At 60.3% G+C, this 24,344-nt stretch carries 23 protein-coding genes; 5 read left to right on the top strand and 18 right to left on the bottom strand.

Annotated elements, in window-relative coordinates; all coding sequences use genetic code 11:
• Positions 1-94: 94 nt before the first annotated feature.
• From ACQRC0_RS05865 to ACQRC0_RS05835, 7 genes are all read right to left on the bottom strand, one after another.
• Positions 95-2,668, bottom strand: a complete 2,574-nt coding sequence (locus ACQRC0_RS05865) for a DNA topoisomerase I (RefSeq protein ID WP_427728548.1) — start codon at positions 2,666-2,668, stop codon at positions 95-97.
• A 54-nt stretch (positions 2,669-2,722) separates the two neighbouring features.
• Positions 2,723-3,406 carry a hydrogenase nickel incorporation protein HypB gene (hypB, locus tag ACQRC0_RS05860; RefSeq protein WP_427728545.1) on the bottom strand — a complete coding sequence of 228 codons (684 nt, stop codon included), beginning with the start codon at positions 3,404-3,406 and terminating at the stop codon, positions 2,723-2,725.
• A gap of 54 nt (positions 3,407-3,460) precedes the next feature.
• Positions 3,461-3,817 carry a hydrogenase maturation nickel metallochaperone HypA gene (gene hypA / locus ACQRC0_RS05855; protein WP_427728543.1) on the bottom strand — a complete coding sequence of 119 codons (357 nt, stop codon included), beginning with the start codon at positions 3,815-3,817 and terminating at the stop codon, positions 3,461-3,463.
• Positions 3,818-3,823: 6 nt separating this feature from the next.
• The gene (gene tatC, locus ACQRC0_RS05850) at positions 3,824-4,618 is read right to left on the bottom strand and encodes a twin-arginine translocase subunit TatC (protein ID WP_193221504.1); all 795 of its coding nucleotides are present in this window, start codon (positions 4,616-4,618) and stop codon (positions 3,824-3,826) included.
• Complete coding sequence (locus tag ACQRC0_RS05845; RefSeq protein ID WP_193221503.1) at positions 4,618-5,190, bottom strand: twin-arginine translocase TatA/TatE family subunit; 573 nt, start codon at positions 5,188-5,190, stop codon at positions 4,618-4,620. The genes tatC and ACQRC0_RS05845 overlap by 1 nt, the downstream gene beginning before the upstream one ends.
• Before the next feature lie 153 nt (positions 5,191-5,343).
• Positions 5,344-5,658: an STAS domain-containing protein gene (locus ACQRC0_RS05840; protein WP_154515032.1), complete on the bottom strand. Its 315-nt coding sequence runs from the start codon at positions 5,656-5,658 to the stop codon at positions 5,344-5,346.
• 66 nt (positions 5,659-5,724) lie between these two features.
• Positions 5,725-7,029, bottom strand: a complete 1,305-nt coding sequence (locus ACQRC0_RS05835) for an aminotransferase class I/II-fold pyridoxal phosphate-dependent enzyme (protein WP_427718927.1) — start codon at positions 7,027-7,029, stop codon at positions 5,725-5,727.
• A 158-nt stretch (positions 7,030-7,187) separates the two neighbouring features.
• Here ACQRC0_RS05835 and ACQRC0_RS05830 point away from each other — a divergent pair, with 158 nt between their 5' ends.
• A complete protein-coding gene (locus ACQRC0_RS05830; protein WP_154515036.1) occupies positions 7,188-7,442 on the top strand; it encodes a hypothetical protein in 255 nt (84 codons plus the stop codon).
• Between the two features lie 100 nt (positions 7,443-7,542).
• On the opposite strand, the gene nhaA is transcribed toward ACQRC0_RS05830, so the two are convergent.
• The 3 genes from nhaA to ACQRC0_RS05815 form a co-directional block, all read right to left on the bottom strand.
• Positions 7,543-8,901 carry a Na+/H+ antiporter NhaA gene (gene nhaA, locus ACQRC0_RS05825; protein WP_154515038.1) on the bottom strand — a complete coding sequence of 453 codons (1,359 nt, stop codon included), beginning with the start codon at positions 8,899-8,901 and terminating at the stop codon, positions 7,543-7,545.
• 263 nt (positions 8,902-9,164) lie between these two features.
• Positions 9,165-10,088 carry a manganese-dependent inorganic pyrophosphatase gene (locus ACQRC0_RS05820; protein ID WP_427718922.1) on the bottom strand — a complete coding sequence of 308 codons (924 nt, stop codon included), beginning with the start codon at positions 10,086-10,088 and terminating at the stop codon, positions 9,165-9,167.
• 166 nt (positions 10,089-10,254) lie between these two features.
• Positions 10,255-11,208, bottom strand: a complete 954-nt coding sequence (locus ACQRC0_RS05815; protein WP_427728539.1) for an ROK family protein — start codon at positions 11,206-11,208, stop codon at positions 10,255-10,257.
• 339 nt (positions 11,209-11,547) lie between these two features.
• Between ACQRC0_RS05815 and ACQRC0_RS05810 the strand changes: the two genes are divergently transcribed.
• Positions 11,548-12,267, top strand: coding sequence for a GntR family transcriptional regulator (locus ACQRC0_RS05810; RefSeq protein ID WP_154515044.1), 720 nt, complete (start codon positions 11,548-11,550; stop codon positions 12,265-12,267).
• A 72-nt stretch (positions 12,268-12,339) separates the two neighbouring features.
• Entirely contained in the window at positions 12,340-13,272 is a 933-nt protein-coding gene (locus tag ACQRC0_RS05805) for a type I phosphomannose isomerase catalytic subunit (protein WP_427728537.1), read from the top strand.
• A gap of 238 nt (positions 13,273-13,510) precedes the next feature.
• On the opposite strand, the gene ACQRC0_RS05800 is transcribed toward ACQRC0_RS05805, so the two are convergent.
• The 4 genes from ACQRC0_RS05800 to ACQRC0_RS05785 form a co-directional block, all read right to left on the bottom strand.
• Positions 13,511-14,278 (bottom strand): hypothetical protein, encoded by a 768-nt coding sequence (locus ACQRC0_RS05800; RefSeq protein WP_427728535.1) that lies wholly within the window; start codon positions 14,276-14,278, stop codon positions 13,511-13,513.
• Positions 14,266-15,294 (bottom strand): hypothetical protein, encoded by a 1,029-nt coding sequence (locus ACQRC0_RS05795; RefSeq protein WP_427728534.1) that lies wholly within the window; start codon positions 15,292-15,294, stop codon positions 14,266-14,268. The genes ACQRC0_RS05800 and ACQRC0_RS05795 overlap by 13 nt, the downstream gene beginning before the upstream one ends.
• Before the next feature lie 366 nt (positions 15,295-15,660).
• Positions 15,661-18,561 (bottom strand): ATP-dependent helicase, encoded by a 2,901-nt coding sequence (locus ACQRC0_RS05790; protein WP_427728532.1) that lies wholly within the window; start codon positions 18,559-18,561, stop codon positions 15,661-15,663.
• 146 nt (positions 18,562-18,707) lie between these two features.
• Positions 18,708-19,688 carry an undecaprenyl-diphosphate phosphatase gene (locus ACQRC0_RS05785; protein ID WP_427728530.1) on the bottom strand — a complete coding sequence of 327 codons (981 nt, stop codon included), beginning with the start codon at positions 19,686-19,688 and terminating at the stop codon, positions 18,708-18,710.
• 242 nt (positions 19,689-19,930) lie between these two features.
• On the opposite strand from ACQRC0_RS05785, the gene ACQRC0_RS05780 reads away from it, so the two are divergent.
• On the top strand, positions 19,931-20,368 hold the full coding sequence (locus tag ACQRC0_RS05780) for a universal stress protein (RefSeq protein ID WP_154515052.1): 438 nt from the start codon (positions 19,931-19,933) through the stop codon (positions 20,366-20,368).
• A 253-nt stretch (positions 20,369-20,621) separates the two neighbouring features.
• On the opposite strand, the gene ACQRC0_RS05775 is transcribed toward ACQRC0_RS05780, so the two are convergent.
• The 3 genes from ACQRC0_RS05775 to ACQRC0_RS05765 all read right to left on the bottom strand — a co-directional run bounded on the left by ACQRC0_RS05775 (position 20,622) and on the right by ACQRC0_RS05765 (position 22,849).
• Positions 20,622-21,665: a sensor histidine kinase gene (locus tag ACQRC0_RS05775; RefSeq protein ID WP_427728528.1), complete on the bottom strand. Its 1,044-nt coding sequence runs from the start codon at positions 21,663-21,665 to the stop codon at positions 20,622-20,624.
• Between the two features lie 9 nt (positions 21,666-21,674).
• Complete coding sequence (locus ACQRC0_RS05770) at positions 21,675-22,346, bottom strand: response regulator transcription factor (RefSeq protein ID WP_427728526.1); 672 nt, start codon at positions 22,344-22,346, stop codon at positions 21,675-21,677.
• Positions 22,347-22,516: 170 nt separating this feature from the next.
• Positions 22,517-22,849, bottom strand: coding sequence for a hypothetical protein (locus ACQRC0_RS05765; RefSeq protein ID WP_427728524.1), 333 nt, complete (start codon positions 22,847-22,849; stop codon positions 22,517-22,519).
• Positions 22,850-22,990: 141 nt separating this feature from the next.
• Here ACQRC0_RS05765 and ACQRC0_RS05760 point away from each other — a divergent pair, with 141 nt between their 5' ends.
• Positions 22,991-23,554: a PucR family transcriptional regulator gene (locus tag ACQRC0_RS05760; protein ID WP_427728522.1), complete on the top strand. Its 564-nt coding sequence runs from the start codon at positions 22,991-22,993 to the stop codon at positions 23,552-23,554.
• A gap of 18 nt (positions 23,555-23,572) precedes the next feature.
• On the opposite strand, the gene ACQRC0_RS05755 is transcribed toward ACQRC0_RS05760, so the two are convergent.
• Entirely contained in the window at positions 23,573-24,283 is a 711-nt protein-coding gene (locus ACQRC0_RS05755) for a hypothetical protein (protein ID WP_427728520.1), read from the bottom strand.
• Between the last annotated feature and the right edge of the window lie 61 nt (positions 24,284-24,344).

Genomic DNA, 24,344 nt, shown 5'->3' with positions numbered 1-24,344 from the left:
AACGCCCCCAACTGCCGAACTGCCGAACAAAAAACGGGCGAGGATCATGGGACCCTCGCCCGTTTTTGTTTTGGGCAATGTTTCGGCTGCGCCGCTACTTGCTGGCGGCCGCCTTCTTTGTGGTCGTCTTTTTCGCGGCAGCCTTCTTGGCAGTCGTCTTTTTCGCCGTGGTCTTCTTCGCCGTACTCGCCTTGGTCGTCGTCTTGCGGCCGCGGGCGGGCTTCTTCTCCTTGGTCGGGCAGTCCATGTTGACGCAGATGCGCCACGGACCGCGCGCCGTGTTGACCACCACGATGGGAGCGCCGCACTCGGGACAGGTCTCGCCCGTCGCCTCGAGTTTGCCACGCGCCGGCAGCGGATAGCTCACGCCGCAATCGTCATAGTTGGTGCAGCGGATAAAGCGCTTGCCGCTCTTCTCGCTCTTGTGCGCAATCAGATCGCCATGGCGTCCGGCCTCGGCGCACACCTTGCACTCGCCCACCTTAAGGTCGGGCTCGTAATTGGTGGGACACGTGGGGTTCACGCAGATCTCGAAAGCCTTCTGGCGGAACGGCTGGCACTTAATGCGCGGTGCGCCGCATTCGGGACACACGGCAGCCTCGCCCTCGAGCGGGCTCACCTTGACGCCGCTCGGCACCGGATAGGTCACGTCGCAGTCGGGCCAGCCCATGCAGCCGATAAAGCTGCCGCGGGTCTTGGCGCTCGTCTTCATGACCAGATCCTTGCCGCACTTGGGGCAGGCGCCCACGCGCGCATCGGCCGTGACGGCATCGCTGATGGCGTCGCCCAGCTCCTGCGTATGCTTGAGCAGCTCATCGAGCACGCCGGCCAGCAGCGCGCGCGAGTGCGTCACGACATGCTCTTCGGTATCTTCGCCGCGCTCCACGCGGGTCATGTCGCCGTCGAGCTCGCTGGTCATATCGGGGCTCGTGATGCGCGGGGCAAACTGCGACAGTGCATCGATGATGGCGATACCCAGCTGACTCGGCTCAACGGGATCGTTTTTGAGGTAGCGCACGGCGTACAGGCGCTCGATGATGCTCGCGCGCGTGGACTTGGTGCCCAGGCCGCGCTTTTCCATCTCCTGCACGAGCTTGCCCTGGCTGTAGCGTGCGGGCGGCTCGGTCTGCTTGGCCTCGAGCTTAATGTCGAATACGTCGACCGTGTCGCCCTGCTCCAGCGGCGGCATCTGCTCGTCGCGCTTAAGGCCGTACGGATAGGCCTCGCGGAAACCAGGGGTCACGAGCACGTCGCCCGAGGCCACGAACGGCTCGCCGTTGACGTCGAGCTCGAGCTTGGTGTTCTCGATGGTCGCGGGACCCATAAGCGTTGCCAGGAAGCGACGGGCGATGAGGTCGTAGAGCTTGCGCTGGCCGCCGTCGAGCGTGGATGGGTCGCCCTCGCCCGTGGGATAGATAGGCGGGTGGTCGGTGGTCTCGACCTTGCCGCGCGTGGGCTTCATAGGACCGGCAAGCACCTTTTTGCACACGGGCGCCAGCGCCGGGTTGATCTTTGCCAGGTCGCTCACCACGGCGCCCAGATCGAGCGTCGCAGGGTACACGGTATTGTCGACACGCGGGTAGCTGATAAGACCCGCCATGTAGAGGGACTCGGCGATGCGCATCGTACGCGCAGGCGAGATGCCCTCGGCCGCAGCGGCAGCCTGCAGCGAGGTGGTCGCAAACGGCGTGGGCGGCTGCTGCTTGCGCGAGCGCTTGGTCACCGCGGCAACGGTTGCCGTCTTGGCACCGTCAACGTGACCGTACGCCGTCTCAGCAGCATCCTTGTCGGTAAAGCGCGCCGTCTTGTGCGCGATCTTAAAGCGATCGTCCTCGGTAGCAGCCTGCGCGGCAGCCATGCCGCGAATCTGCCAGTAGTCCTCGGGCACAAACGCCATGCGCTCGCGCTCGCGCTCGACCACCAAGGCGAGCGTCGGAGTCTGCACGCGGCCGGCAGAACGCACGTTGCCAAAGCCGCCAAACTTGGCGAGCGTCAGGTAGCGCGTGAGCACCGCACCCCAAATGAGGTCGATGTGCTGACGGCTCTCGCCGGCATCGGCCAGGTTCTGGTCGAGCGAGACGAGGTTATCAAAGGCCTGCGTGATCTCGGCCTTGGTAAACGAAGAATACTGGGCGCGGGCAACCGGCAAGTCGGGCGCAACCTCGCGCACCTTGTTGAGGGCGTCCGAACCAATCAGCTCGCCCTCGCGATCGAAGTCCGTGGCGATGATGACGCTGTCGGACTTCTTGGCAAGGTTCTTGAGCGAGCGAATGAGTTCTTTCTCGGCCGGCAGCTTGATAACGGGCGCCCAGGTAAGGTAGGGCAGGCTCTCGAGCTTCCAGCCTTTGATGGAGATACCGTCGGCAAGGAACGGTTTGCGCTTGGTGTCATAGGGCGGACGCGCCAGGCCATCGGGTATGTCGGCCGGCAGCATCTCGCCGTCCTCGGTGACCGAATACCAACCCAGCTTTTTATCGAACAGCACGCTGTCGCAAAAATCGGGCGCAAGGATGTGACCGGCAAGGCCGATTGTCACGCACTCCTCGCCCTTCCACTCAAAACGGTAGATGGGGGTGTTGTACACCTTGTCCTTTTTGGGCTTGCCCGTGGAAAGACGCTCGGCAATCTGACGCGCGGCGTCGTTTTTCTCGGCGATGATGAGCTTCAAAAGAGGCTCCTATCTCGTGTGTCTGCGGCTGCGCCCGCACGTACGACGGCCGACTTACGCCCTTGCTTGTTCGATCTGCCCGATGAGCCAATCGCACCAGGCATCCATGCCCTCGCCCTTGCGTGCGCTCACGGCAAACCGCGGCGCCTGCGGATTGAGGTCATCGAGTGTCTTAGTATACCTATCCATGTCAAAATCGAAAGCCGGGGCCACATCGACCTTGTTGAGCAGCTGTGCGCCAGCGTGCTGGAAGATGCCCGGGTACTTAATGGGCTTGTCGTCGCCCTCGGGCACCGAGAGAATCATGATGGACAGGTTCTCGCCCAGGTCAAAGTCGACCGGACAGACCAGATTGCCCACGTTTTCGATAAAGATAACATCGATGTTTTGAAGGCCCACTGCCTGGTCGAACGCGTCAACGGCCTTCATGATCATGTTGCCCTCGAGGTGGCACAGACCGCCCGTGTTGATCTGAATGGCGGGCATGCCGGCTTCCTTCATGGTGATGGCGTCGACATCCGAGGCGATATCGCCCTCGATGACGGCACAGCGCAGGCCGGCTTTGTCGCGCAGACGCTCGTTGGTGCCCAGAATCGTGGTGGTCTTACCAGAGCCGGGACTCGACAGCACATTGATCACATAGGTGCCTGTCTCTTTGAATCGCTGACGCAGCTGATCTGCCAGGCGCTCATTGCGCGACAGAATTGGCGATGCGATATCAATAGTTTTCTCGGCCATACTCGGCACTCCTTACTTCTACCATTTATACCCCGTCCCCAAATGGCAGGCTGGTTAATTGTCGGGGGTTTCGATCTCGATGCTGGCGATGTCGAGCTCGCGGCCGTGCAGCAGGCGCACGTTGGTGCCGCCACACTGAGGACAGCGGCAATGGAAGCGGTCGTGCTCAAAGACCTCGCGGCAGTCCAGGCACTCGCTTTGTGGATGGACTTCCTCCACGGCAAGCTCGCAGTCGCGCGTGAGCATGTCCTCGTCGCGAAACGTCTCCCACGCAAAGTCGAGCGCCTCACGCACAACTTCGGTCATATCCCCAATGCGCAGCGTTACCAAAACAGCGCGCGAGGCCCCCGCCCCACGCGCCGCGCGAATCACTGTATCGAGTATGCCGTTGACAATGCCAACCTCGTGCATACGGATTTACTCCTCGTCGTCCTCGTCGTCGTTCGAGAACAGATCCAGACGGCTCACAAACAAGCCCTCCTTGCCATCGCGCGCGGTAATGACCACGCGGGCGATGGCGAGCGAAATCTCGTAGAGCGAGAGCAGGGCGCCATACATGAGACCCAGCGTAACGGGCGAGCCGTCGGGCGTAATCACAGCCGAGCCCGCAAGCAGGCCAACGTATACGTAACGCCAGGCACCGCGGAAGGCCGCATAGGACACGATATGGAAGACAGACAGGTAGAAGATGATGAGCGGCAGCTCAAACGCCACACCAAAGCCGATCATAAAGAGCAGCTCCATGTTGACGTAGTTCTCCAGATCGGGCAGCGCCGTAGCGACGGCCGAGGTTTCGCCGATGAGCCACTCAAAGCCCGCAGGGATGATGATGAAGTAGCAAAAGATTGCGCCCAGGAAGAACAGCACCGTCGAGGCGAGCACCGTGGGCACAACCCACTTGCGCTCGTTGGGGCGAAGCGCCGGCAGGAAAAACGCCAGAATCTGCCAAATGATCATAGGCGTGCACATGACAACGGCCATCTTGAGGGCCAGCGAAAAGCGCAGACCAAAGCCGCCGAGCGTGGTGGTGATGTAGAACTTACCGTCCGGCACAAAGGAGCGGATGGGGTCTTCCAGGATGTCGAGCACCACGGGCGTGGCGAAATACAGCACGATGGCGGCGGCAAAGACCGACACGACCACGATGGTTAGGCGGCGACGGAGCTCACCCAGATGATCGAAGAGCGGCATGCGCGCAGGTCCGATAGGCATTACTCATCGCCTCCCTTCGGGGCATGGGCGGCAGCGGCGTCGTCCTCGGCCTCGAGCTCGCGAGCGAGCTGGTCGACGACGGCCTTGCGCTTGCGGGGACGACGGGCGTAGAGGTCAGCCGTCGTGGGCTCTGCCGGCTCGGGCTCGGGCTCCGGCTCTGCAGCAGGCTCGGGCTCGACGGCGGCAGCGGCAGACTCGGCGCCCTCAGCCTCACCAGCAGCACCTTCGTCCTCGGCAGCACCCTCACTCGCGGCCTTCTCGGCGGCAAGGCGGGCACGGCGCTCGGCAAAGGTCTCCTTCTTTGCGGGCGCGGCCGTCTCGACGGCATCCTCGTCCGCATCGGAATCGTCATCGACGGCAGCCTTCTTGGGCTTGACCGGAGCCGAAGCGGCCTCGCTTACCGGATCGATAATCTCGGACTGAACAACAGCCGTCATCTTTTCCTGCGTCTCGCGGAACTGACGGATGGCACGGCCGATCGTGCGGCCCATCTGCGGGAGCTTATCCGGGCCAAACAGCAAAAAGCCGAAGACCACGATGATCGCGAGCTCACCCTCTCCAATACCAAACACACATACCTCCAAGGCTCGATGTGAGTCGAGCCCGCACCGCGCCATTCGGCCGGAACTCGTCTATTCATTCGGTCAAGTATAGCGCCCGGACGTCAAAACATCCGAGCGCATCACAAACATATACCAAACGGCACGCCCTTTTTGGGGCAGGGCTTATGCCGCCGTAATTGAAATCTCCTGGTCGACACCCAGCAACTGAACCACGCGCATCACCGGGGGCTGCACGTTGACGCAGCCAAACCGCTTGTCGTGATCGGCTGCGTGGTGCGCGGCGCCCACAAGTACGCCAATACCTGTCGAGTCGATATAGCTCACCTGGGCAAAGTCGAGCTCAACGGCCTCGGTGGGCTGCTCGAGCGCCAAGTCGATGGCGTTACGCAAGCTGTCGGCATTAGAGATATCAATCTCACCGGTCACCCTGATGGTGTAGAGCTCCGGCGTGGGGTTGGTGGAAATACCCAAATCCATGTATACGCTCCTTTGCGTATCGAGAGTGCGGATAGTACTGGACGCGGATTTGCGGGGCCCTACGCGTTAGGCGCGCTCGGCACGAGCAAGCTCGGCAGCGACAAGCTTGACGGCCAGCACCAGCACGTCGAGTGCGGCCTCCAGGTCCTCGACCGTGGGATAACTCGGCGCGATGCGGATGTTAGTGTCGCGTGGATCCTTGCCATAAGGCCAGGTGGCACCTGCCGGCGTGAGCTTGACACCCAGGTCGGCGCAAAGCGCGGCGACCTTTTGGGCCGAGCCCTCGGGGCCATCAAAGCTCACAAAGTAGCCGCCGCGGGGATGCGTCCAAGTAGCGCAACCCGTATCGCCCAGGCCCTCAGTGAGCTTGCGCTCGACGGCCTCAAAGCGCGGACGCAAGAACTCGGCATGCTTTTTCATGTGCTCCTTGACCGCCTCGATGGTGGGAAGGAAGCGCACGTGGCGTAGCTGGTTGAGCTTGTCGGCGCTGATAAGACCGGCCTTCAGGCGCTTGGAGAACTCCGCGATGACCGCGGGACTCGCACCGATAAAGCCGATGCCCGCGCCCGGGAAGGTGATCTTGGACGTCGAGGCGAATGCCACCACGCGGTCCTCGGTACCCGCCGCGCGGGCAAGATCGAAGATGTTGGCGAGCTCGTCGGTCTCGTCGTACAGGTCGTGCACGCAGTAGGCGTTGTCCCAAAAGATGCGAAAATCGGGCGCGGCCGTGGGCATCTCGACCAAGCGGCGCACGGTGTCCTCGCTAAAGGTGATGCCCGTGGGGTTGGAATACTTGGGCACGCACCAGATGCCCTTGATGGAGTCGTCGGCGGCAACCAGGCGCTCTACCTCGTCCATGTCGGGGCCGCTGCCGGTCATCGCGACGGGGACGTTCTCGATACCCAGGTCGGCGGTGATGCCAAAATGACGGTCGTAGCCAGGAACCGGGCACAGGAACTTGACCTTCTTACCGTCGTGCGCGGCCTCATAAGCCTCCCAAGGCTCGCTGCCGCACGAGCCGCAGCGCCAGAACATACCGGCGATATCGTGCTCGATCAAAAGGCTCGACGAACCCAGTACGAGCGTCTGATCGGCGGGGCAACCCAGGAACTCCCCCGCCAGCTTGCGTGCCGAGGGGATGCCCTCAAAGCAGCCGTAGTTGGAGCAGTCGACGTTACCGTCGTGCAGATCGGCGTCGGCATTGAGGATATCGAGCATGGGGCGCGAGATGTCCACCTGGGAGGGCGACGGCTTGCCGCGCGCCATGTCGAGCGCCAGGCCCTTGGCCTTGACCTCGGCAACCTCGGCTTTGAGCGCCTCGATGGCGGCATCGAGTTCGGTGGTTTCCATCTTCTGGTAGATCGTCTGCATGGGTGCGACCTTTCGCAAAGCGGGACGTTGCAGTTTGTCTAAGTATAGACCGCTACCGCCGCAACGGTATGAAGCCGTGATAGATTAAGTCCATCGCAATGAATTACGATATCCACCGTATGACCCGTATAGCCGCATGGCACATCCAAGGAGGCAGTATGGAATACGGCTCTTTTCAAGCCGAGGAGTTCGGAGACCTGCAGCGTCTGGTCGACGGCTTGTTTTATGACCGTAAGGCCATTGACCGCCTGGATCTAATCGTTCAGGCGGAGATCTTGGACCTGGCGCCCGATCTCATGGAAATCGTGAATCTTTTGCCGCCCGGCCACTACGACCGCCAATCGCTTTGCGACCAGCTTAACTCGGCCCTTGCCGCCCATGGCTGGGGCGCCGTCTACGGCACCGTGGAATAAAAATGGCAAATAAATGAAATGCCGTTTGTGACAGTGCTCACAAACGGCATTTTTTCACACGAGGGCATCCGGGGCATGTCCGGCCCCGGTTTTCGCGCTCCTACTCGTCCTTGGGCGAAGGATGCTTGCAGACCACGCTCATGTAGATCATGCCCAGCACGGCCGCGGTAACAGAACCGGCAAGAATGGCGGCCTTGGCGGCCAGAACCTCGAACTGGGCCGTCGGGAAGGCGAGGCCGCTGATGAGGATCGACATGGTAAAGCCGATGCCACCCAAAATGCCCACGCCGGCGATCATATGCCAGTTAACGTTATGAGGCAGCTCGCAAGCCTTAAGCTTGACCAGGGCAAACGTCACGCCAAAGATACCGATCGGCTTACCCAGCAGCATGCCAAAGTACACGCCGAGGGTCACCGGGTCGGTAAGCAGCACGCTCATGTCCACGCCCACAAGGCGAACCTGCGCGTTGACAAACGCAAAGATCGGCAGGATCACAAAGTTGACCGGCGTGGAGATCAGGCGCTCCATGCGGATGAGCGGCGGGGTCACACGGTGCATGACACGCTCGACCTTGGTGGTCGAAAGGGTAAAGTCGTGCTGGCCCAGGATGTGCGCCTCGTCGTCGTAACGGTCGTCGAGCAACGGCAGGTACTCGCCTAGCCAATCGGTAAGGCTATCGAGCTTAACACCGCACTTGGCCGGGATGGTGAAGGCCAGGATGACACCGGCAAGCGTGGCGTGCACGCCGCTCTTAAACATGCAAAACCACAGCAGCAGACCAAGCACCGAGTACGGGGCAAGGCGATAATGCTGAGTCTTGTTGAGCCACACAAGTGCGCAGGTCACAACTGCGGCGGCACCCAGCCAAAACGGACTGGGGCTCTGGCCGTAGAAAATGGCGATGGCGGCGATGGAGATGAGGTCGTCGGCGATGGCGAGCGTCGAGAAGAACACGCGCACGCCGTTGGGCACGCGATTGCCCAAAAGCGACAGCACGCCCAACGCAAAGGCAATATCGGTTGCCATGGGGATGGCCCAACCGTTGCGGGCGCCGGCATGGTTAAAGATCAGGTAGATGCAGGCGGGAACGACGACGCCGCCCACGGCTGCCAGCATGGGAAGCATGGCCTGACGCGGATTCTTGAGCTCGCCGACCGTCATCTCGTACTTAAGCTCAATACCCACCAACAAAAAGAAGATCGCCATGAGAAAGTCGTTGACGAAAAGCTCGACGGTGAGGCCAGCCGTAAGGTTGCCCAGACCCACATACAGCGGGGTCTCCAAAAAGTGATGGATAGCCTCGTAGACATCGGTGTTGGCGCAGATAACGGCGGCGATGGCGGCGATGACCATGACGGCGGCGGAAATCGTGCCGTTCTCGGCGATGCGCTCCCAGATGTCATGACGTTCAAAGCGTTTGCGCTCACGAACGTTGAACAGCTGCTCAGTTGCTGCCATGGGCGGCTCCTTTCACGGGAAAGCTCCCGTCTTAAAAAAGCACGGCCCGCCCAAGTGGCGGCACCGCGCTCCAACGTATTACGCTTGCATCTAGCCTACCCTGCACGACAAGCACGCAGGCGTGGCCGAAAAGCGGAACCACAGGTTGAACATTATTTGCCCAACGGTACGGGCGCCCCTGTCCAATAGAGGACGCGGTCCCGCGCACAAAAAACGACCGGAGCGCGGGGCGTCCGCGGTCCGGTCGTAGCAGGTTACAAAACCTAGCAGGCGGCCATGATGGGGGCAGCGACCTGCTTCTTACGGGAGAGGACGCCCGGCATCCAGACGCCGTCGTGCTCGTCGGCAATGCCCAGGCCCTTCTGAGCGGCCTCGGTCTCGCCCTCGAGCAGGACCTGCGAGCCCTCCTCCATGATGTCGGTGATGCACAGGACGATGCCGTCGGCACCCTTCTCGGCGGCGTAGGCGCGCATGGCCTCGCGGATCTCGTCGATCATGCCGAGCGCACGGCTCTTGTCGACGGTCTCGTACTGGCCGATGAGCAGCTTCTTGCCGGCGGGCTCGAACATCTTGATGTCGTTGCCGACCATCTCGGCTGCGGTGAAGGAGCCGGACGGACGGGTGAGGAAGACCTCCATGCCAAACTTGACCGGGTCGACACCCACCTGCTCGCCGAGCTTGGCGGCGACGGCGCGGTCGACATCGGTGGTGGTGGGGCTCTTGAGCATGAGCGTGTCGGTCATCATGGCCGAGAGCAGCAGCTTGGCCTGAACGTCGGAAAGCTCAACGCCGAGCACGCCGGCGAGCTTAGTGACGATGGTGCAGCTGGAACCCCAGGGCAGGCAGATGTAGTGCAGCGGGCCGGCGGTCTCAAAGTCGCCGATGCGGTGATGGTCAACGACGCCAAAGACCGTGGCGTCCTTAAGGCCGGCGACGGACTGGGCGGACTCGTTATGGTCGGTGAGAACGACAAGCTGGCCGGCCTCGACGGACTCAATCACGCGGGGCTCGGCAATGCCGGCGTCTGCGAGCAGCTTGGCGGACTCTGCCGGAAGCTGACCAAGAGCGCAGACCTCATAGGTGTTGCCGGCATACTCAACCTGGTTGAGCAGCTGAGACAGAACGACGGCGCTCATGATGGCGTCGTTATCGGGGTTCTGGTGACCAAAGACAAGAACGTTTGCCATGGGTATCCTCCACTTGGTATGTGTACTTAGACGTAGCTATGGTAGCACGCTGGCAGCTGGCCTTTGGGGACGGAAGGGCCACGGCATATTTTGTGGCAGGTATGGGGGCCAAGGCTGTCCCTTTTGCACCATGTTGGTGCAAAGTAACCTGGCCCCCTTGCACCAGCTATTTACCGGCAGCGCGCAGGGCTACGTAGGCAGAACCGATGATGCCGGCGTCGTTTCCGAGCGAGGCAACCTTAATGGGCGTCTCGCGCGAGGCGGAAAGCGCGTAGCGCTGGAAGTACTCGCGAACCTTATCGAGGTAGACATCGGCCGAGGCGGAGGCGCCGCCGCCGATCAGGAACATCTCGGGATCGACCACGTTGGCAATAAGCGCCAGGGCGCGGCCGAGATAGTCGGCCATGGTATCGGCCGCGGCCAGCGCGAGCTTATCACCCTCGCGGCAGGCTTGGAACACGTCCTTGGAATCGGAGGGGCCGGTGAGCTCGATGGGCTCGACGCCCGCCTTCTTGCACTCGGCAAGGTAGTTGCTCACCACGCCGGTGGCGCTGGAATACTGCTCCAGGTGGCCATGGCCGCCGCAGCCGCAAGTGCGCTCCTCAGCCGGATTCAGGCACATATGGCCAATCTCGCCGCCGGCGCCCACAACACCCGACACCACATCGCCGTTGACGATAACGCCGCCGCCCACGCCGGTACCGATGGTGACCATCACCACATTCTGCACGTCCTTGGCAGAACCGAGCCAAGCCTCGCCCATGGCAGCGGCGTTGGCATCGTTCTCGTACTTAACGACCGCATCGGGGCAGTGCTCCTGAATGGCGATCTTCAACTCGGGCAGGTTAATGGCAATGTTGGCCTTGACCTTGGCATCGCCCGCTGCCGGAATGGGGCACGGAACAGCAAGGCCAATGCCCGCCACAAAGGCGCGCGGAATCTGTGCCTTGGCGACCACCTGGTCGATAGCCTCGGTCACCGCGGCAAAGCCCGCAGCGTCAACGATGGGAGGCGTGGGCACGCTGACCTTCGCAAGCAGGTTGCCATCCCCGTCGAACAGGCCCTCCTTAACCGAAGTGCCGCCGACGTCGATGCCGATGTAGTACTGCTTAGGTTCCATAGGGGCCCGCCTTTCTCGTTTAAACATTGTCTGTATGGTACCGCTCCCAAGGCAAAAACCTACCAAAAAGGGACAGGTTTGTTTTGGTAGGTTTATCTGAGGAAATGCAGAATACAGGATTCGGTTCGCTGGGTGCTAAATCGGTTCGGCCCCGTCCTCGGACCGATTAGATTTCTCAACACGACATTATTCGAATGTATTTTTATTTAGAGCGCTTTTATTTTTAGCGCAAAGCGACTTTTAGTAATATATCTATCGAACTTTTCAATGACTCAATAGGGATACTTAGGTGTTGAGTATACTTTCTTTTATACTCAATCAAGTTGGAAAGGAGGTTTCATGATTCCCAAATACGAGGCGATAGCTGCAGATATTCGTCGAAGTATTGAGGATGGCGCTCTTAAACCAGGCGACAAGCTTCCCACCGTCGTTGAGTTCTGCGAGCTCTATAGCGTTTCCAAAATCACCGTCAAACGAGCTATCGAGCAAATCACCGAGGAAGGTCTTGTTACCAGCCGTCGTGGATCGGGTACCTACGTTAAGGACACGGCGGGGCTTCCCGGCCAAGCGTTTTTCCAGGGCAAAAACGACCGTGCCCAGGGCTTTTCGTATGAGCACCGCGGGGAGAAGGTGACCTCGGTGGTCTACGATTTCTCGATTGTTAATCCACCAGCGGACATCGCAGCCCAGCTGGGAATTGCCGAGGATGACTTTGCCTATCACATCGTGCGCGTGCGTCAGGCCGATGAGAAGCCCATCGTTATCGAGTACACCTACATGCCCCTCGAGCTGATTCCGGGCCTTAAAAAGAAGGACCTGTACGGATCGGTCTACCGCTTTGTCCGCGAGCAATGTGGGTTGAAGATCTCGAGCTTCCACCGTACCATTCGCGCCGTGGCAGCAACCGAGGAAGAAGCCGAGCGCCTGGACACCAAACCTGGCTCTCCCCTGCTCGAGCTCAACCAGATTGGCTTTTTGGACAGCGGCGCGGCCTTTGAGTATTCGGTCTCGCGCAACGTTGGCGACCGCTTTGAGTTGCACAACGTAACGTTGGCATAGGTTTTTGTAGTCATGCGGGCGCTCGTTTTGAGCTGTTTGTGCAACGCCCGCGCAACACAATGGGGTATGAATATGTCCGATTTGATTAAACTGACGCCGATCTTCCACGAGAAGATCTGGGGCGGCCGCCAGCTCGAAACCGTATTTGGCTACGACATTCCCGAGGGTCCCATCGGTGAGTGTTGGGCCATCTCGGCCCACCCCAACGGCGACTGCCAGATTGCGGAGGGCCCGTATGCCGGCCACACGCTGTCGTGGCTGTGGGCCGAGCACCGCGAGCTCTTTGGCAGGTGCGAGGGCAAGGAGTTCCCGCTGCTCGTTAAGATTCTGGACGCCAAGGACGACCTTTCGATCCAGATTCATCCCAACGACGAGTACGCCGCCAAGCACGAGAACGGCAGCCTGGGCAAAACCGAGTGCTGGTATGTGCTGGACTGCGAGCCCGGCGCCACGATCATCGTCGGCCAGCGCGCGCATGACCGCGCCGAGGCCGCACAGATGATCGAGGGGGGCCGTTGGGACGACATGCTCAACGTGCTGCCGATCCACAAGGGCGACTTTTTCCAGATTGATTCCGGTACCGTGCACGCCATCAAGACCGGCACGCTCATTTTGGAGACGCAGCAGTCAAGCGACGTGACATATCGCCTGTACGACTACGACCGTCCCGGCACCGACGGCAAACTGCGTCCGCTACACATTGAGCAGAGCCTCGACTGCATCGACTTTGATGCTCAGGCTCCGACCGACGGCACGGTGGCCGCGCCCGAGGTGAACGGCGTGACCGAGCTCGAGTCTAACTCCTGCTACACCGTCGATCGCGTACGCGTCGACGGCAGCAAGACCTTGGAGCAGCGCTGGCCCTTCATGTGCCTGTCGGTCATCGACGGCGAAGGCACCGTCTGCGGCGACCCCGTCCACAAGGGAAGCCATCTGCTGGCACCCAGCACCGTCAGCTCCATTGACCTCGAAGGCCAGATGGAACTGATCGTCTCGCACCTGTAAGTTACCGGTCCCCGAGCGCTCGCCGGGATGGGGCGCGGGCTTTGGTCGCCTGCTCGGACAGTCCTGCTCGCACGGAGAGCACATTAAGTGCTCTCCGGCTCGTGCGGAACTCGCGATCGACCAAACCCCGCGCCCCATCCCGGCGAGCCTCTGGCTAGTAACGACAATCAAAAAGCAACAAGGGGCTCTTCCGTTCATCAACGGAGGAGCCCCCGCTATACATAACGACTCAAGGTGCCTATAGGTAGACCTTTTCGAGAAACGATAACGTGTCCTGAAGCCGCGCCCTTTCCTTACGGTTGGTCTGCCGATTTACATACGAAGCAAAGTCCGTAAGAAAATCCTCCGCATCAACCCTCATTTGCCCCGTTAGCTCCAAACGCGCCGAAGGCGACAATAAGTCAGCAAGTCGAGCAACATCCGAACGGTGCTTCCGCCGATCAATGTTGTTGCAACGACGTCCCTCTTCATAACTTCTGTTGATATCAATGTGCGCACGCATCTTGAGGGGAATGATATGGAGTGCATCGAGCAACGTAATGCCTTCTACGTTCGTTGCGTTGTCGCGAATAAATTCGTAGTAGCCATCGTCGAGGATAATTGCCGAGAGACTTGATACGGCCCCGTCAAAGGAAAGAGGTGCCACTTCGCTCGTTTCATCTTCGAGCACAAAATCAGGATGTCGGGCAAATAGCTCAATTTGACCGGGATAGTCTAGGGCCCGCTTCGATCCTTTGGGCAAGCAGAACCGATAGTAAGTGCACTTTCCATCGCCGACCTTTCCAATCTCGTATCCAGCTGCTTTGATAAATGCCCACAATGCAGTGGCAAATTCAACGCCTTCCCCATCAGCAATTACGACGACATCCAAGTCTTCGGTAGCCCTGAATGAATCACCTTCGCTGTCAAATAGAACGCTGCAGGCCCCTCCACCAATAAGGACGTAACCACCTTTGCAGCTGCTCATGGCGTCGGCAAATCGCTCTATCCCCCTCACTTTTGGCATATCGTCCTCCTGAGCTGTTCGACCGCATCGAGCAGACGGTCATCTTTGTAATCCTCTTTTGCGCAGGCAACGTATAAGGAGAACGGGTCGACACATTGCAAACCTGTCGTGTCAAAACTAACATCGGACGGCTCGTCCACGGGATACGACCAGACCTCAATCTCGATAGCAGCCGGTTCGTACCACTGGGCCTCCAGCCATCTGTCACCCATGTGCTCTTTTAGGTCCTCTAGCTGATTCTTTTCGAGAGCAATGGTTGGAGCAGATTCTTCATGAGCAAGGTCAGACATATAGCTAAGGGCAGACATACCGGAAAGCAGCGCGTCAACGGCACGTAGCTCTGTTCTCTCGATAACCTTCTTGAGCCGGATTCGCTCTAAAACTGGTGTGCGAAGATAGTCCTCAAACCCATCCAGCAGCGTCTCGGTCGACAACCCGGCATCGCACAATATACGCTTTTTGCCGTCCCGCATAATCAACCCAGGAGCTATAGCGGCGATTTCCGAAAGATAGCCGCTGACGCTTGCCGCGCTTTTGCCACACAGACGCGCTAGGTCGCCGGCGGAGCAGTCAACCCATCGTCCCGCGATGAGATTTAGGACGATTCGTTGAGATTGGGGCGAAAGCGGAGCAGCGGGAGAAGCACCCAGCACCTCACCGGAAATAACGGCTCCGATAAACGGCAGAAACGCATTTCGCTCATCTCGGATATATGCGATCCCCTCCGAAGAAAGCGCGCGCATAAAGCCTAAATCCATAGCGTTCCAGCAAATTGCCACCGGGCGAGCATCTATCTTGCGCACTGCATTGGCGAGATTTTGCGCCGAAATGACACTGGGCGGTTCTTTTGGTTCCGCAACAATAAAACGGCCTTGCTCAGACATGCCGAGCCGTGCTAAGCGAAGCGAATAGCGCTCGAGATACATGCGAGGAATCTGTATCTCAACTGGCTCCGGGTCGATGGCGAGCTCTAAAGAGAAGAGTCTTTCAGGGAGACAATTTAGCAGCATGTCCACTCACCATTTTCATTTCAGTTACATTTTAGTATCTATCTAAAATTATACTGAATCGTATAAAACGCTCAATCCCCAAAGTCATAAGAAACAATCCGAAACGCAACAAGGGGCTCTCCCGACCATGTACGGGAGAGCCCCTACTCGTATCTATCTATCAGCCCACCCGGCTCTCCAGATCAAAAAGCGAACGAGCAAAGCGACGTTCGCAAGCTGCAGGCCAAAACGCCACAAGGAAGAGGGCGCGCCGGGGGCTTTGGTCGATCGCGAGTTCCGCACGAGCCGGAGAGCACTTAATGTGCTCTCCGTGCGAGCAGGACTGTCCGAGCAGGCGATGTTTCCCCATACGCCCGCACAGGTCCGCCGGGATTACGACAGCTTGACGATCGGCGCAAAGCCCTTCATCAGCTTTTTGGTCTGGCCGGTCTTTTCGAATTGGACCTCGATCATGTCTCCAGCGACCGAGATCACGGTACCCGTGCCAAAGGTCTTATGACTCACGGTATCGCCCGCGGCAAAGTCCTGCGACGCGCTGGCGCGATCGACCTTGCGCTCCACTGTTGGGGACACCTTGGACGACGGCTTTTTGGCTCGCGGTGCGCCCGAGCCAAAGGTCGAGGCAACGCGACCGGCGTCGGGCGAGACCCCACGATGGCGCTCGGTCCCGTAGCTGCTGCCGCCAAAGAAATCGTCGAAGCTCGATCCGCCGCGCGAACCGGAACCGCCGGTCGAGCGCGTATGCGAACCAAACACCTTGCCGCCATACATATCCGAACCCGTGCCCGAGCCAAAGGTGCCGCGACGGTCGCCGCGCTTCTCCCAGCCCGTGCCCTCAAAACCGGCAGAACCGATACCGCTAAACTCGATATCCTCAAACGGAATCTCGTTGAGAAAGCGCGAACGCGGGTTGGCGGAGGTCGAACCGTAGGTGCGACGCGTGGCCGCATAGGTCAAGAACAGGCGTTTGCGGGCACGCGTGATGGCGACGTAGGCCAGGCGACGCTCCTCCTCGAGCTTGCCCGGATCATCGCTGCCGCCAAAGTCGTGCACGTGCGGAAAGATACCCTCCTCCATGCCGGCCACGAACACCGCCGGAAACTCCAGGCCCTTGGCGGAGTGGATGGTCATCATGGTAATGGCATGCGTCTCGCCGGCCAGGGAATCCAAATCGGAGCGCAAGGCCAGCCACTCCATGAGTGCCGGCAGCGCCTTACAGGTGAGCGGACCGTAGGTACGCTCGATCTCGCCGGCATGCACGGCACCCGCCGACAGCTCCGTCGGCGCGGCATACGCGTTGCCTGCGATGGCGGCGGCCAGGGCATCCTGCGGAGACAGCGCCGGAGCGGCCAAGCCATCGAGCGGATTGGAGCCCGCGGCGTCACGGGCGCCGACGAGCGCCTCAAACGAGGATGCCGGGACAGATGGCCCCGGTTCGGGCGCAGACACGCTCACCACGACGGGCTCGGGCTCGGCGCCGGCAGGCACATCGGCAACACCGGCTGCGCGCAGCTCTTCTAGGCTCTCGAGCGTACCCTCGATATCCTCGTGCGTCTCCTCAAATTCCGCCGCAACGCCCAGAAATTCCTGGATGTTCTCGGCGCGGCTCTCAGATTCCATGGTGCCCTCGGCGCGAAACGCCTGCAGCAGGCCCGTCTTATCGACGATCATCTCGACAACGTCCTTGAGCTCGCCGTCCATGCGGCGGCCCTCGCGCACCAGTGAGACAAAGCTCGACAGGCCGTTGCGCACCTTGGCGCTAAACATGCCGGTTTCGGCGCACGCGATCTCGCAAGCCTGGAAGAACGAGCAACGGTTGTCGCGTGCCAGCTGCTCGATCTTTTGGATTGAGGTGGAGCCAATGCCGCGGCGCGGTGTGTTGATGACGCGCTTGACGCTCATCTCGTCGGCCGGGTTCACGATCATCTTGAGGTAGGCCATGACGTCGCGAATCTCGGCACGGTCGAAGAATCGAGTGCCGCCCACGATCTTGTAGGGCACGCCCGCGCGCAGAAACATATCTTCGAGAATACGCGACTGGGCGTTGGTGCGATAAAACACGGCGATGTCGTCGTAGCTCGTGCCTTTGGCATGCAGTTTCTCGATCTCGCCGGCAATCCAGCGGCCCTCGTCGCGCTCGTCGCTCGCCTGGAAGGCCTGGATCTTCTCGCCATCGCCCTCGGCCGTAAACAGGCGCTTGTCCTTGCGCTGCGAGTTGTGGCGCACCACGGCGTTGGCGGCGTTTAGGATATGGCCCGTAGAGCGGTAGTTCTGCTCGAGCTTAACGGTCTTGCAGTTTTTAAAGTCCTGCTCAAAGTCCAAGATGTTGGTGATGTCGGCGCCACGCCAGCTGTAAATGGACTGGTCATCGTCGCCCACAACCATGAGGTTTTGGTACTTGGCGGCCAGAAGGTTGGCGATTTCGTACTGGACGTGGTTGGTGTCCTGATACTCGTCGACGCTAATGTAGCGGAAGCGCTCCTGGTACTTGTCGAGCACCTCGGGGCGGGTACGCAGCAGTTCGAGTGTGCGCACGAGCAAATCGTCGAAGTCCATCGCGTTGGCGGCGCGCAGGCGGCGCTCCAGCTCCAGGTAGACCTGCGCGGCCTTTTTGTCGTTGGGGCTATCGGCGGATTTGAGCATGTCCTCGGGGCCGATCATGGCGTTTTTGGCCGAACTGATCTTGCTGCGAATCATGTTGATGGGGAACTGCTTTTGCTCGATGCCGAGCGCCTGCATAATGTCACGCACCATGCGCTTTGAGTCATCGTCATCGTAGATGGTGAACTGACCGGTATAACCCAGCAGGTCGGCGTCCTCGCGCAGCATGCGCACGCACATGGCGTGGAAGGTGCACACCCACATGCCGCGGGTACCGCTGGGAATGAGCGCCGTCAGACGCTCGCGCATCTCGGCCGCGGCTTTGTTGGTAAACGTGATGGCAAGAACCTGCCAAGGCTTAACACCCAGGTCGCCGAGCATATGCGCGATGCGGAAGGTCAGGACGCGGGTCTTGCCCGAGCCTGCGCCGGCGAGGACCAGCAACGGGCCCTCGGTGGTCAGGACGGCCTCGCGCTGGGCGGGATTAAGGCTGTCGATGTCGACGAGCGGCTTGACGGGCTTGGGTGCCGGCGCGGGAGCGTCGTAGATGTCGAGCGGAACGAGCTCGGGCTCCGGCGCAGCGGGGGCGGTGTATGCATCGAGCGGCACGGGTTCCGGCGCGGGCGGCACGGGTACCGCGGCGTTCTTTTCCCAGGGCAAGGGCTGGGTCATGGGCGACTCCTCATCTGACGGACGGCGCGCCTGCGGGCGGCGCCATAGTTTGAGCCGTACCAGTATACCGAGCCGCGCGGACACCGATGCAAATCACACCACGACTCCGTGCGCCGCGCTCTGGCCGCCGCGCAGCGTCAACCAAGTTACAGGCCGAGCATAGGCTCCAGAACAAAGAAGTACGCGAGCACCACGATGCCCAGAATAATGCGGTAGACGCCAAAGCACTTAAAGTCGTGACGGCGAACGAAGCCCATGAGCCACTTGATGGCAATAAGCGAAACCACAAAGGCCACGACGCAGCCCACGCCCAGAATGGCAATCTCGTTGGTGCCAAACGTACCGCCCTTAACGAAGTACTTGACCAGCTTGAGCGCGCTCGCGCCAAACATAACGGGAATGGCCAGGAAAAACGTGAACTTGGACGCCACCGAGCGCGTGCAGCCCAGCAGCAGGCCGCCGATGATGGTAGAGCCGGAGCGTGATGTGCCCGGAATCAGCGAAAGCACCTGGAAGCAACCGATACCCAATGCGGTCTTCCAGCTCAGGTCCTCGAGCGTGGCGATGGATCCAAAATCCAAATCCTCGTCATCGTCATTGTCTTCGGCAATATCCGCCGCAGGCGCCGCGAAGTGTGCACCGGCGGGACGCCCGCCCGCCACCACAGCACGCGAACCAAACGAATCGGCAAGAGCGGCATTCTCGCGCTTACTCGCACGCCAGTTCTCAATCACGATAAACAACACGCCGTACACGATGAGCGCCAGCGCCACGACGGGAGCGTTATAGAAATGCTCCTCCATCCAGTCGTTGAGCGGCAGACCGATCGCCGCGGCGGGAATACAGCCAAGCACGATCTTGCCCCACAGCACCCAGGTGTCGCGACGACCCTCCTTGCCCTTGCTGGGCGAGAACGGATTTAAGTCGTAGAAGAACAGAACGCAGACGGCCAAAATGGCGCCAAGCTGAATCACGACCAGGAACATATTCCAGAATGTCTCGCTCACATTCATCTTGACGAACTCGTCCACCAAGATCATGTGGCCCGTCGACGAAACGGGCAGCCATTCGGTGATGCCCTCGACCAGGCCCATGAAGGCAGATTTTAGAAGCTCGATGATATCCAAAGGGACCCCCTCGTTTGTCACCCGCCGATAGTTGTTCTGCGGACGGTTGCGGGCGATGTCCCATTATCAACCGTTCGGCCGCGGCCGCGCCCACCCTTACCAAAAATCTCGCCCGTTCACAGAATTGCGAGCGGTCAAACCGAAATCCTTGGGTATAACTGCAACAAGCTAAAGTGTCCGGCGGCCAACACGTCGTCCGATGCACGAGCCCCGCGCCCGTGCGATAGACCAAGGAGGAAACCATGAACGAGGGCTATACCAAGGTATTTGTTTCACTCGACGGTACTGAGCAGCAGGATTTTGTGCTCACACGCGCTATCAAGGTCGCCGCAAACAATGGCGCCAAGCTGATCATCGGTCACGTCATCGATTCCACGGCGCTCGAGAGCGCCGGTTCCTATCCGGTCGATCTGGTCAACGGCCTGGAGGAGGCCTTTAAGAACTCCATCGCCAAGCAGCTCGAAGAGGCCAAGGCTAATCCCAACATTCCCGAGGTCGAAGTCATGATTCGCGCCGGCCGTATTCGCGAGACGCTCAAGGACGAGATGCTCGACGTGGTCAAGCCCGATCTGGTGCTCTGCGGCGCTCGTGGCCTTTCCTCGATCAAGTATGCGCTCCTGGGTTCGATTTCGACATTCCTGCTGCGCAACACCGACTGCGACATTCTGGTCGTGAAGTAGGTTCCTTCCCGCCGGCGCAAGGCCTGCGGGGTTATCACGCCGACGTCCTCGCCGCTTCGCGGCTGCGGGATGTCGGCTTAGATAACCCCTCCCGGCCTTGCGCCTTCGTCACCGTACTTCAGCGAGTTAGCTGAATAGAGAGATGGCGTGCCGCCCTGGTCGGGCGGCACGTTTTGTTTGGGTGATTTTTTTAGAGCCTCATAGCCATGTTCACGTTCGGGAACATGGCTATCCGTATCACAAGACGGCCCGACTACTCGAAGTATTGAAACTTGTTGGTCGAGAAAGCGAATGTTACGACAAAGCCTTCGCCGGAGTCGGATGCCGCGGTGACGTCGATGCCCATCTTGGAACACAGGCGCGCCACCAGGTAGAGGCCGATGCCCGTTGCGCGCTTGGTGGTGCGGCCGTTATCGCCGGTAAAGCCCTTCTCGAACACGCGCGGCAGGTCAGCCGCGCTCACGCCGCAGCCGTTGTCCGCGACGGTAAGCTCGATGCGCTCGCTTGCCAGGCCCTCGTCCAGCAACGCACCCGAAAACACAATCTTCGCGCCGTCCTCACGCGCATATTTAATGCTGTTCTGAATGAGCTGGCCCAGAATAAACTCGAGCCATTTCTCGTCGGTGAACACCTCAAAGTCGAGGTTCTCGCACACCGGAGCCACGTGCGCCGCAATGAGCTCGCGCGCGTTGGCTTTAATCGCGCCCGTCACCAAGCTCTTGAGACCCCAGCGGCGAATTAGGTAGTCGCGCTCTACGACTTCCGAGCGCGCATAGTACAGCGCCTGATCGATATAGCGCTCCACGCGAGCCAGCTCGCGACCCAGGTCATCCACGCGCGACAGGTCGTCTTCGCTGCCGTCCAGGTTTTCCAAAATCAGATGAGCCGCCGCCAGGGGCAGCTTGGCCTCGTGGACCCAGCTCTCGATATAGTCGCGGTAGTCATCGGTCTGGCGCCGGCCTTCCGCCACCTCGTCGCAAGCGGCTTTGCCCACCCGGCGCAAGACCTCATATTCGAGCTCGCCCTCGGCATAGGTCGGGCATTGCACCATCTCCTGCACCCAAGCAGGGCTCCCCAGCTCCTCTGCCGCGCGCTCCAGCTGGCACAGAAAACGACGACGGCGCACGTACTCGATCACGATGCCCAGCATGCCAAAGATAAAGGACACACCGACCGCCACGACCACGATGGATGCCGGGGCGCCGGCGACCGTCAGTACAAAACAGCTCAGCAGAACGCCGCAGGTCCACACGGCAACGGGAAGCAGTGCATCTTTAAAGAACTTGGCAAACGACATAACCGGCCCCTAGACCGAATAGCCTTGGCCGCGATGCGTCGTCAAATACCCCTTGATGCCGATTTTTTCGAGCGTGGTGCGCAGGCGGTTGATATTGACGGTGAGCGTATTGTCGTCCACGAAGGCGTCGGAGTCCCACAGGTCCTGCATGATAGCCGAGCGCGAGACAATCTTGCCCGCGCGGCCCAAGAGCAGCGAGAGGATACGCAGCTCGTTTTTGGTGAGCTCGGTACTGTCGCCGGTTGCCGTATTGGTGACCATGGAGCGGGCGAGGTCGAGCTCCAGCCCCTTGTGGACGAGCGTGCTGCGATCGCCCGCCGCCGCGGTGCGGCGCAGCAACGCATTGATGTGCGCCACGAGCACACGGGCGCTGTAAGGCTTGGGAACAAAGTCGTCCGCGCCAAGCGTCATGGCCATGACCTCGTCGATCTCGGTCGTGCGCGACGTGAGGACGATGATAGGAACCTCGGATTCGCGGCGAACCTCGTGGCAGATATGTTGGCCGTCCTTGACGGGAAGCGTGAGGTCGAGCAACACCAGGTCGGGCGCGGCGGCAAGGATATCGCGCGAGACATGCTCAAACGATTCGCAGGCCTCGATTTCAAACCCGGCGCGGGCAAGGATGTCGACAAGCTCACGACGAATGCGCTCGTCGTCCTCAACGACATAGATCAGCGCCATGTGTCCTCCCATTTCGCGCAACTTGCACCTTCCACACCATTATGCCCACGGCGTCGCAGCGATACGACCCCGTGGGCACCTAATGTGACAAAAGCGTTCGGTAGCCTTGAGAGAAAATGGGGGCCGACCGGTCCTAAACCGATCGGCCCCATCACTTCGACCTTGAGCCTCTACTCGAGCGTACGCATGTACGCAGAGATGGCATCCAGGCCCTTCTGCAGGTCGTCGGTGTTATCGGAGTATGCATAGCCGATACGCATGCTCTTGGGCTCCTCGAAGCAATCGCCCGGGGTGACGAGCGCGCCGGACTTCTTAATCATGTCGGTGCAGAACGTCCTGGAGTCGATGTCGTAGTCGTAATACACGAGCGCGGTGCTACCCGCCTCGGGCTTGACGAACGACAGGTGCGGCTCGCTCTCGACCCACTTTTCCAGAACAGCGAGGTTCTGACGGACGATGCGACGGCTGCGCTCAAGGATCACGGAAGCGTTACTCAGAATCAACTCCGCCACCGACTCGCTGAATATGCCTTTCTGGACGAAGCGGTCGCCCTGTTCGCATCGTTTGCAGAGCCCCTCGACCCGCGTACGTTTTTGCAAATCGAACGTCTCTGTTCAAAATCGACCCTCGCCGAATGCCACAACATGCTGGCACCCTATGACGGAGGTCTGCTATTCGTAGCGACAAGCGACTCGGAGCAGACGCTCGATGTGGAGCGAATCGTGCAGGCGCTCACGGAGCTCATCGAGGTTAGCGGTATCGATGGCGGAGCGGAAGGGCTCGGCATCAGCGATATTCTGTTTGGAGACGAGGCGGTGGCGCAGGCGATCTCGCAGGCGATTTACGCACAGCGCCTATCTTGTCAACGAGCCGAGGGCCCTGTCCGCTATACGCAGCTCGGCATCCTGAGAACCGTGATGCCTTTTGCGGAAACCCCGGAGATGCGATCGTTCTCGGAGGCGATTCTCTCGCCGATACGCGAGCACGACAGTGAGCATGGCAGCGAACTGGAATCCACGCTCGCCGCATTCATCGAGAACGACCGACGTATCGAGCGAACCGCCAAGCAGACTAGCCAGCACCCGAACACGATTCGATATCGCCTCGATAAGGTGACAGCTCTCACCGGACTGAGCTACAAATGCGCCCCGGAGATGGAGCAGCTGTCGCTCGCCTACGCCATCGAACGCGCTCGCTCGCTTCAGTAAGCCCACCCCGCCTTGAGGTTAGAAGCGGCAGGCACGGAGCTTTTCGTAGCCTTCGGCAAAGAAGGCAACCGTAGCGGCGTCGGACTCGACGGCGTCCGTCTCGGCGGCAGGGACCACGCCGTGCTCGTCACTCACCAGGAACAGCGCACCCTTGAGCTGCGCGGGAATGTCCACGCGCGTGACCGGGATGCCCTTGGTCTGGGCCAGCTGCTCGATAAGCGTCGCCGTGCCACACAGGCACTCGTCCGCCGGTGCCACAAAGACCAGCTCGCCGTTGTTGACGGCGGCGAGCAGCTCGGGCGCCACGCCGGTTTCGTCGGCCTCGGAGCGGGCCTCGGCGGAGCGGGCACGCAGCGCCTTGGCCGAAGTATCGGCCAGCGGCTCGTACTCCCCCACCGTCATGACGGCATTGCCATTAACGTCGATCACCAGCATGAGCACGCCGTCGCGCGCGGTGTAATCGCCCTCGGCAAGCGACCACTCAACGTGCTGCTTGGCCCAGCTGAGCATGTTATGGGTGAGCGGCTCGCCCTGCACCAGGCGCTCGGACAGCGCACGAATGTGACGGTTGAGCATGGGCACCTTTTTGTTGGACATGCGCCAACGGCAGACAAGCGCGGGCTTGTCGAGCGTAAACTTCTCGACCGCCTCCTGATTGGCGCAAAAGTCCTCGTACGCACGCTGGTCCTCGGCATTGCCAAACAGCTCGGCATCATCCACAACGGCCATATCCAACCTTTCTCAAAAACATACACCGCACCGTTATACCCAAAAAAGCCGCCCGCACCAA

Origin of the sequence: Collinsella sp. SGI.033 (assembly GCF_050315135.1) — a bacterium.
Taxonomy (GTDB): Bacteria; Actinomycetota; Coriobacteriia; order Coriobacteriales; family Coriobacteriaceae; genus Collinsella.
This window is presented reverse-complemented; position numbering and strand designations above follow the sequence as displayed.